This window comes from Pedobacter sp. 05L430 (assembly GCF_056397585.1).
On record NZ_JBFTNT010000171.1, the window covers coordinates 1 to 8,942 of the forward strand.

Genomic DNA, 8,942 nt, shown 5'->3' on the forward strand with positions numbered 1-8,942 from the left:
CCCCTATACCGATCCAAATGCACATATTGATGTAAGAGAAGGTCTGCCTAGATTAAGAGAAAAATGGATAACCAACAGACAAGATGTTGAGCAGTTAGATCACATTTCTTCTGATTATGGTCAGCAGCGCCTGGCCGACAGCAAATTGGATTCGTTGCGTTTTGCTTATATCAACAAACCTTACAAGGCAAAAAATGGCGCTAATGTTTCTCAAATGCATTACGCAAAAAAAGGCATCATTACTGCCGAAATGGAATACATTGCTATTAGAGAAAACCAAAGAATAGATCTTTTAAATGAGCAACTGGGTGCACAATACGCTGTAATGAGTCATCAGCATAAAGGTCATAGCTTTGGCGCAAATACCCCAAAGGGATACATTACCCCAGAGTTTGTTCGTCAGGAAGTGGCTTCGGGCAGGGCGGTAATTCCTTGTAACATTAACCATCCTGAATTAGAGCCAATGATTATTGGCCGTAATTTCCTGGTTAAAATCAACGCCAACATCGGTAATTCGGCCGTAACCTCTTCTATTGAAGAAGAAGTTGAAAAGGCAGTATGGGCATGCCGATGGGGTGCAGATACGATAATGGACTTATCAACCGGAAAAAACATCCACGAAACACGCGAATGGATTATTCGTAATTCTCCGGTTCCAATTGGAACAGTTCCAATATATCAGGCCTTAGAAAAAGTTAATGGAAAAGCCGAAGATTTGACCTGGGAGCTGTTTAGGGATACTTTAATTGAACAGGCCGAACAAGGTGTAGATTACTTTACTATACATGCTGGTGTGTTATTGCGCTACATCCCGCTTACGGCAAAAAGGGTAACCGGAATTGTATCAAGGGGCGGATCCATTATGGCTAAATGGTGCCTTGCACATCATAAAGAAAGCTTTCTTTATACTCATTTTGAGGAAATCTGCGAGATCATGAAGGCATACGATGTGTCCTTTTCTTTAGGCGATGGTTTAAGGCCCGGTTGTATAGCCGATGCTAACGATGAAGCTCAGTTTGCTGAATTGGAAACGCTTGGTGAACTAACCAAAATTGCCTGGAAGCACGATGTACAAACTATAATTGAAGGTCCTGGTCATGTACCGATGCACCTGATTAAAGAAAACATGGAGAAGCAACTGGAACATTGTTCTGAAGCTCCGTTCTATACATTAGGCCCCCTAACTACTGATATTGCTCCGGGTTATGATCACATCACATCAGCCATCGGTGCTGCCATGATAGGTTGGTTTGGGACTGCAATGTTGTGTTATGTTACCCCAAAAGAGCATCTCGGATTACCAAATAAGAAGGACGTTAAAGAYGGTGTRATTACCTATAAAATTGCCGCTCATGCTGCCGATTTAGCAAAAGGCCATCCTGGTGCGCAGTACAGAGATAACGCTTTAAGTAAGGCAAGATTTGAATTTAGATGGGAAGATCAGTTTAATCTTTCTCTTGATCCGGATACGGCAAAGGAATTTCATGATGAAACTTTACCTGCTGACGGAGCAAAGATCGCCCACTTCTGCTCGATGTGCGGSCCKAASTTCTGCTCGATGAAGATCACTCAGGATGTTAGGGAGTATGCCGCAAAGCAGGGAGTTGATGAACAAGATGCACTGGCAAAAGGGATGGCAGAAAAATCGAAAGAATTTACAGAGAAAGGCAGCGAAATCTATTTGTAGATGAACGTAATTGTTATTGCAAATCCTTGTATGGTTGACAATGAATCAAATATAATTAATCAACTATTTGAAAGTGGATTAGATATATTTCACTTAAGAAAAGATTCATATACAAGAGCGCACTATAATCAGCTGATTTCTGAAATAGATGAGGCATATCATAGCAGGATTGCATTACATGATTATCATGAGCTTGCAGGCGACTTTGGGATTAACAGGCTGCATTACAAGGAGGCGCATAGGAAACAATTACAGGAGGCTAAAACGATGCTTAACTTTAATGACACTGTATTGAGTACATCTATCCATCAGCTTGAGGATATTAATAATTTGCAAGAATTTGACTATGCTTTTTTTGGGCCGGTGTTTAACAGCATATCCAAACCAGGGTATGCTGGTGTGCTTAATCGGGACTTTATTTTACCACAGCGTTTAAACAACACAAAACTGATTGCGCTGGGTGGAATTGATGATAAAAATGCCGAAGCGCTCAGTTTAATGGGTTTTGATGGAGTGGCCGTACTTGGATTTATTTGGAATGACCCTTCTAAAGCGATCAGTAATTTTAAACGTATACAGGAAAGATGATAGCAAACAGACCATATGCAATTAGTATTGCGGGATTTGACCCCAGTGCAGGTGCCGGTGTTTTGGCCGATGTAAAGTGTTTTGAGCAACACCATGTTTATGGCTTTGGCATCTGCAGTGCACTGACAGTGCAAACCGATAGCGAATTTTTAAAGAACAACTGGTTGGATTCACTTCAAATCATTGCACAGCTGGAGCCTTTAATGGCTCGGTTTAAGGTGTCGGCTTGTAAAATAGGACTGATAAAAGATGTCTCTGTTTTGCGAGAGGTGGTCAGTTTCCTAAGAGCTAAAGATTCTGATTTAAAGATCATTGTAGACCCGGTATTAAAGGCAAGCTCCGGTTATGAATTTCACGACTGGGCGAATGGGATGGAAATATTATCGCCTGTACTTGAACAGATAGACTTGATTACTCCGAACTACAATGAAATGCTAAGTTTAGGTGCTGAGGCAATGGATGTAAGCCATACCGCTAAGCTTTGGGCACAATACTGCGCGGTTTTATTAAAAGGAGGACATAGCATTGCTGCACCCGGCACTGATTATCTATATGAGCAGGATGATACTTATGAGTTTAGCTCGGGGGTTGATCAAATTCATCAAAAACACGGCTCTGGCTGTGTTTTATCGGCAGCGATTGCTGCAAATGTTGCACTTGGTTATCCTTTAAAACAAGCTTGCGGCAATGCTAAATTATATATCGAAAAATTCTTAAACAGTAACAATACCCTACTTGGGTACCATTCATTATGATTGATAAACTACACTACATATCACAGGAAACTGAAAACATCAGTCACTTAGATGCTATTAATAAAACACTTATTGCGGGTGCAAAGTGGATACAACTGAGGGTTAAAAACAAGCCTGAGAATGTAATTCTCGAACTGGCTATTAAGGCCAATGCACTTTGCAAAGCTTATGGAGCAAGGTTAATTGTAAATGATCATCCGTTAATTGCCCTAAAAGCTGGCGCTTATGGGTTGCATTTAGGTTTAACCGACATGCCAATTGCAGAAGCAAGAAGTATTGTAGGCGGGCAAATGATTATTGGTGGTACGGCAAACACTTTTGAGCATGTTAAACAAAGGGTTGCCGAGGGAGCTGACTATATAGGATTAGGCCCTTATCGGTTTACCAATACCAAACAAAATTTAAGCCCTATAATTGGTTTAGAAGGATATGAAGCGATTATGAAACAGGTTTCTATAGCTGGCATCACCACTCCTATTATTGCAATTGGAGGTATAGAATTGAATGATATTTCTTTGATTATGACAACTGGGGTTCATGGTGTGGCATTATCTGGTGCACTAACCAATGCAAATGATCCTGCCGCTGAGCTTGCACAAATGTACAGTGCGCTAAAGGTTTTAAACCCCATTAATAACTAACTATTATGTTAAAAATAGCAGACAAAACATTTAAATCCCGTTTGTTTACKGGAACCGGAAAGTTCAGTTCAGCTACTGAAATGGAAAAAGCATTGCTTGCTTCGGAATCGGAGCTAGTAACTGTGGCTTTAAAAAGAGTTGATCTGAAAGATAATGACGATGATATTTTAATACATCTAAATCATCCTCATATTAACCTTTTACCTAACACTTCTGGTGTCCGCAATGCAAAAGAGGCAGTTTTTGCGGCTCAAATGGCCAGAGAATCGTTAGAAACCAACTGGATTAAGCTTGAGATTCATCCAGATCCTAAATATTTAATGCCCGACCCAATCGAAACACTAATAGCCACAGAGGAACTGGCAAAACTGGGCTTTATTGTACTTCCCTACATACATGCCGACCCGGTTTTGTGTAAGCGATTGGAAGATGCTGGGACATCGGCTGTAATGCCTTTGGGCTCTCCTATTGGCAGTAATAAGGGCTTAAAGACAATAGACTTTTTAGAAATCATTATCAGCCAAAGTAATGTTCCTGTAATTATTGACGCCGGAATTGGTGCTCCTTCTGATGCTGCAAAGGCTATGGAAATTGGTGCTGACGCGGTTTTGGTGAACACTGCCATTGCAGTTTCACAACATCCTGAACAGATGGCCAGAGCTTTTAAGATCGCCGTAGAGGCCGGAAGAATGGCTTTTGAGGCTAAACTTGGTTCTGTTAATTTACATGCTGTGGCCAGCAGCCCATTAACCTCATTTTTAGATGACTAACTTCACCAACCTCTTCCAATCCTGCAACTGGGACGAGACCAGTAAAAGCATTTATGCCAAAACTAGTGTTGATGTGGAGCGTGCCTTAAATTCTTCTCAAAGAACATTAGAAGACTTCAAAGCGCTTATTTCGCCCGCAGCGGCTCCATATCTGGAACAAATGGCACAGATGAGTCAGCAGTTAACCMTTAAGCGTTTTGGTAAGGCGATTCAAATGTATGTGCCGCTTTATCTTTCTAACGAATGCAATAACATTTGCACTTATTGCGGATTTAGTTACGACAATAAGGTAAGAAGGAAAACGCTGTCTTCGATGGAAATTATGCAGGAAATCGCCGTAATTAAAGACATGGGATATGACCACGTGTTGCTGGTTACCGGCGAGGCGAACCAAACCGTGCATACCGAATATTTTAAAAAAGTATTGGAACTTATTAAGCCTCACTTTTCTCATATATCGATGGAAGTTCAGCCATTGGATACTGAAGATTATAAAGAACTTACACCCTATGGGTTAAATACGGTTCTTGTTTATCAGGAAACTTATCATCAGGATGATTATAAAAAACATCACCCAAAGGGGAAAAAATCCAATTTTCAGTATAGATTGGAAACGCCGGATAGATTGGGACAGGCCGGAATTCATAAAATGGGATTAGGCGTGCTTATAGGTTTGGAAGATTGGCGAACAGATTCCTTTTTTACAGCAATGCACTTAACTTATCTTGAAAAAAGGTACTGGCAGAGTAAATACAGCATCTCATTTCCGCGTTTACGTCCATTTAGCGGCGGCTTGGAGCCTAAAGTTGTGATGAACGACAAAGAGCTGGTACAACTTATCTGCGCTTATAGAATATATAATGAGGAAGTAGAATTATCAATTTCTACACGTGAATCCATCGTTTTTAGGAATAATATTGTGAAATTAGGGATCACATCTATAAGTGCAGGTTCTAAAACTAACCCTGGTGGGTATGCCGTTGAGCCACAGTCGTTAGAACAATTTGAGATTTCTGATGAGCGCAACGCAAAAGAGATAGCCCAAATGATTAGTTCCCAAGGTTATGAACCGGTATGGAAAGATTGGGATGTCAGTTTAACAAAAAACTAATTAACCATGGATAGCGCTGAATTAAAGAGATATAACAGACAGATTCTATTACCAGAACTGGGTATAGAGGGTCAGCAAAAGCTAAAAGCTGCCAAAGTATTGGTTATTGGAGCCGGTGGCCTGGGTTCTCCGGTGTTGCTTTATCTTGCCGCAGCCGGCATAGGCACAATTGGTGTTGTTGATCATGATACTGTAGATGAAAGTAACTTACACAGACAGATACTCTTTAATACTACTGATATTGGAAAAAGTAAAGCAGATACCTCAGTAAATAAGCTGCAGCTACTTAATCCGCATGTTAATCTCGTTTCCTACCCTTTTAAAATTGAACTGGATAATGCCAATTCGTTAATTCAGGATTATGATCTCGTAGTGGATGGGTCTGATAACTTCCCTACCCGTTATCTGGTTAATGATACCTGCGTTGCTTTAAACAAACCATTGGTATTTGGTTCTATCTTTAAATTTGAAGGTCAGGTATCTGTATTTAATTATAACGGAGGTGTGGATTACAGGGCGTTATTTCCTGAACCACCGGCTGCTGATGAAGTCCCAAATTGTGATGAAGGTGGCGTAATTGGCAGCTTACCGGGGATAATAGGCAGCTATATGGCTAATGAAACCATCAAACTAATTTGTGGTTTTGGCGAAGTGCTATCAGGTAAATTACTCATTCTTAATGTGCTCGACAATTCTTCATTGATCCTTAATATAGGAAAAAGTGTAAACGCCATTGACTCTAATTCAACTTCTGATAAGAAATTTGAGTCGGTTTATGAATCAGTTGCCTCGACTGCTGCTAAAAATGGCTATGAAGAAATAAACCTGGAAGCATTTGAATATCTAAAAGAAAAAGATTCTTCTCTGTTTTTAATTGATGTACGAGAGGATTTTGAATTTGATGAATACAATATCGGTGGATATAATTTCCCATTATATGAGCTTAATGATCATTTGCATTCGATCCCTGAAGATAAAAAAATTGTGCTTTGCTGCACCAGTGGCTTAAGAAGTAAAATTGCTTATAACTTGCTAAAAACAAGAACAGATGCTCAAATCTATATTCTGAGTCTTAATAAATAAAATATTTTTTTTCAATATTTCAACCACTATATATTCTTTTCTATATAGACTTTCAGTGTAGATCTACAATCTTAAATAACTCATAAAAAAACTCAAAAAGTTCAAAATGAAAAAACAGATTGCAAATAAAAACAGTACAAGTAAAAATCAGATACCAGTTAAAAAGATTCACGACAAAACAGGACCAAAGAAATTCAAAATTCTTGAGTTAACGAACAGTTTGACTCATAGTGCATATAAGGCTATGAGAAAAGAGCTTCCGAAGAGAATTGGCAAGTGTATTAATACATTAGACAATTACAGTTATATATCCACAGACTCAAAGGAAGACATCCCTTATCATGTTGCACTCGAAATTGAAAAGTATTTTTGCATACAGCCGGGCTCACTTAGCAATTTACCCATTCAGTAATGCTACCTTTGCAGTTCATAAGTAAATACAATCATTTCTGGTTTATCGGAAATGATTCAACATAGTGACCATGATAGCAATAGGACAATACAACGATTTAAGAATAATAAACAAAACAGAAGCCGGCCTTATTTTAACCGAAGGAGATAAAGAAGTATTACTTCCTTATAATGATGTTCCAAAGAATGCCGAAATAGGCGACAACATAACCGTATTCGTTTATGTTCATAAAGATGGCAGGTTAATGGGTACTACCAAAAAGCCATTGGCTTGTGTGGGTGATTTTGCTTATTTAACTGTTGTTGATGACAGTGAAGATGGTGCTTTTATGGATTTGGGTCTTGATAAGGATATATACGTTCCTAAAAGAGAGCAGAAACGTCCAATGTTTAAAGGAGACCGCCATGTAGTTTATATTTTTCTTGATGAAAGCAATGACCGTATGGTTGCATCTTCCAGGTTAACCAACTTTGTTGAGGAAGAAGATATAGATTTAGAAGAGGGTGATGAAGTAAGCTTACTTATTGTGGACCGTTCTGATCTTGGATATAATGCAATTGTTGATAATAAGTATATTGGGTTGTTGTACACTAACGAATTGTTTGATGTGCTTAATCCAGGTGAACTAAGAAAAGGTTGGATCAAGAAGATCCGTGTTGAAGGCAAGATTGATTTAAGTCTGCAACCAATGGGCTATGGTCATATTCTTGATACAAAGGATAGCGTTCTGGAAGAATTAAAAGAAAGTGGCGGCGTAATTGCTTTAGGCGACAAAAGTACTCCAGAAGAAATATATGCGCGATTTAAAATCAGTAAAAATGCATTTAAGAAGGTAATTGGTGGGCTATATAAGGACCGCTTGATTACCATTTCAGATCATGAAATAAAGATACTGATTGATCACGAGGCAGAGTAAAATAAAAAAAGGCCATTAAATTCAAATGGCCTTTTTTTATTTTAAAAGTTAAATCCTATTGAAAAATATGGCATTGTTGCCTCTCTCGAGAATCCGAGTGTTGCCTGTATCAAAAGTACTTCGCCAGGGAGCACATACAAGCCACCGCCATAACCATGGTGCCATCTTGCAGATGACTCTCCTTTTTCCCATACCCTACCTACATCGTTAAAACCAATCATCCCAACAGTTCCGGGAACCAGATAGGAAGTAAAATTAAACAGCTTTAATCTCATATCAAGGTTATGGTAAGCCATAGTGGTCCCCGTAAATCTTTTGCTGTTAAAACCTCTTAAACTATTAACACCGCCAATTTGCATGTGCTGGAAGAAAGCCGGATCGCCCACAACAGTCCCTGCTCCTATTCTATTTGCAAACACTAAACCTGATTTCCCAGGATTAATGTAGAAACGGAATTCTGTAGTTACAGATCCATAACGATCGTTGGTTTTATCAACCCGTTGCTGAGCGGTTAAAGACGTTTTCCAGTACAACCCTTTTTTAGGATTTGCAATATTATCACGACTGTCGTAAGTCCATCCCGCTACAAAACCGGCGTAGTACTTATCTGAAAATATCTCTTCTTCCGGATGGGCGGCATTATAATCATTAAAGAAACGTTCCTCATTTCCAGATGCTGTACTTGTATAAAATGATCCCAATACTCCGCCTTCAATTTTTAAATACCTGGTGAGTTTTCTACTGAGCCTTACATCTACATTTAAATAGTCGTAACGATTTCTGTAATAAGAAATCCCATCTTCTCTATCTGGTCCCTCATCATCATCGTTATCCAAATCGAGATATTGTGAATTGTTTCCAATGCCAAAGAAGTTACTTAAGTTGTTAGGTCCCAGCAAATTTGCATGTACTACAAGATCATTATTACCTACGGCCTTTTTAAAATCACCAAGATAGTCTAGAATAAACGATTTCCTAC

10 protein-coding genes are annotated in these 8,942 nt (G+C 39.1%); 9 read left to right on the top strand and 1 reads right to left on the bottom strand.

The features are described 5' to 3' along the window. The 9 genes from thiC to AC1DG9_RS18405 form a co-directional block, all read left to right on the top strand. The coding region (gene thiC, locus AC1DG9_RS18365; RefSeq protein ID WP_477635006.1) for a phosphomethylpyrimidine synthase ThiC at positions 1–1,687 on the top strand (1,687 nt) is incomplete at its 5' end. Beyond that, positions 1,688–2,275 carry a thiamine phosphate synthase gene (locus tag AC1DG9_RS18370; RefSeq protein WP_337717950.1) on the top strand — a complete coding sequence of 196 codons (588 nt, stop codon included), beginning with the start codon at positions 1,688–1,690 and terminating at the stop codon, positions 2,273–2,275. Then, entirely contained in the window at positions 2,272–3,030 is a 759-nt protein-coding gene (locus tag AC1DG9_RS18375) for a hydroxymethylpyrimidine/phosphomethylpyrimidine kinase (protein WP_288882792.1), read from the top strand. The genes AC1DG9_RS18370 and AC1DG9_RS18375 overlap by 4 nt, the downstream gene beginning before the upstream one ends. Continuing rightward, positions 3,027–3,671, top strand: a complete 645-nt coding sequence (locus AC1DG9_RS18380; RefSeq protein ID WP_172660352.1) for a thiamine phosphate synthase — start codon at positions 3,027–3,029, stop codon at positions 3,669–3,671. Before AC1DG9_RS18375 ends, AC1DG9_RS18380 begins: the two co-directional genes overlap by 4 nt. 5 nt (positions 3,672–3,676) lie before the next feature. Continuing rightward, complete coding sequence (locus AC1DG9_RS18385) at positions 3,677–4,441, top strand: thiazole synthase (RefSeq protein ID WP_288882794.1); 765 nt, start codon at positions 3,677–3,679, stop codon at positions 4,439–4,441. Continuing rightward, entirely contained in the window at positions 4,434–5,552 is a 1,119-nt protein-coding gene (thiH, locus tag AC1DG9_RS18390) for a 2-iminoacetate synthase ThiH (RefSeq protein ID WP_477635007.1), read from the top strand. The genes AC1DG9_RS18385 and thiH overlap by 8 nt, the downstream gene beginning before the upstream one ends. Positions 5,553–5,558: 6 nt before the next feature. Beyond that, entirely contained in the window at positions 5,559–6,635 is a 1,077-nt protein-coding gene (locus AC1DG9_RS18395; protein ID WP_172660355.1) for a HesA/MoeB/ThiF family protein, read from the top strand. Between the two features lie 106 nt (positions 6,636–6,741). Further along, positions 6,742–7,047 carry a hypothetical protein gene (locus AC1DG9_RS18400; protein ID WP_172660356.1) on the top strand — a complete coding sequence of 102 codons (306 nt, stop codon included), beginning with the start codon at positions 6,742–6,744 and terminating at the stop codon, positions 7,045–7,047. 70 nt (positions 7,048–7,117) lie between these two features. After that, on the top strand, positions 7,118–7,963 hold the full coding sequence (locus AC1DG9_RS18405) for a CvfB family protein (RefSeq protein WP_172660357.1): 846 nt from the start codon (positions 7,118–7,120) through the stop codon (positions 7,961–7,963). 41 nt (positions 7,964–8,004) lie between these two features. Here the strand turns inward: AC1DG9_RS18405 and AC1DG9_RS18410 are convergent. Then, positions 8,005–8,942, bottom strand: a 938-nt coding sequence (locus AC1DG9_RS18410) for a BamA/TamA family outer membrane protein (RefSeq protein ID WP_477635008.1), incomplete at its 5' end; no start/stop codon positions are given.

What these genes read in the sequence shown, in the direction of transcription:
- AC1DG9_RS18370 (WP_337717950.1), top strand. Translation starts at nt 1,688, where the DNA reads ATGAACGTAATTGTTATTGCAAATCCTTGTATGGTTGACAATGAATCA.
- AC1DG9_RS18375 (WP_288882792.1), top strand. Translation starts at nt 2,272, where the DNA reads ATGATAGCAAACAGACCATATGCAATTAGTATTGCGGGATTTGACCCC.
- AC1DG9_RS18380 (WP_172660352.1), top strand. Translation starts at nt 3,027, where the DNA reads ATGATTGATAAACTACACTACATATCACAGGAAACTGAAAACATCAGT.
- AC1DG9_RS18395 (WP_172660355.1), top strand. Translation starts at nt 5,559, where the DNA reads ATGGATAGCGCTGAATTAAAGAGATATAACAGACAGATTCTATTACCA.
- AC1DG9_RS18400 (WP_172660356.1), top strand. Translation starts at nt 6,742, where the DNA reads ATGAAAAAACAGATTGCAAATAAAAACAGTACAAGTAAAAATCAGATA.
- AC1DG9_RS18405 (WP_172660357.1), top strand. Translation starts at nt 7,118, where the DNA reads ATGATAGCAATAGGACAATACAACGATTTAAGAATAATAAACAAAACA.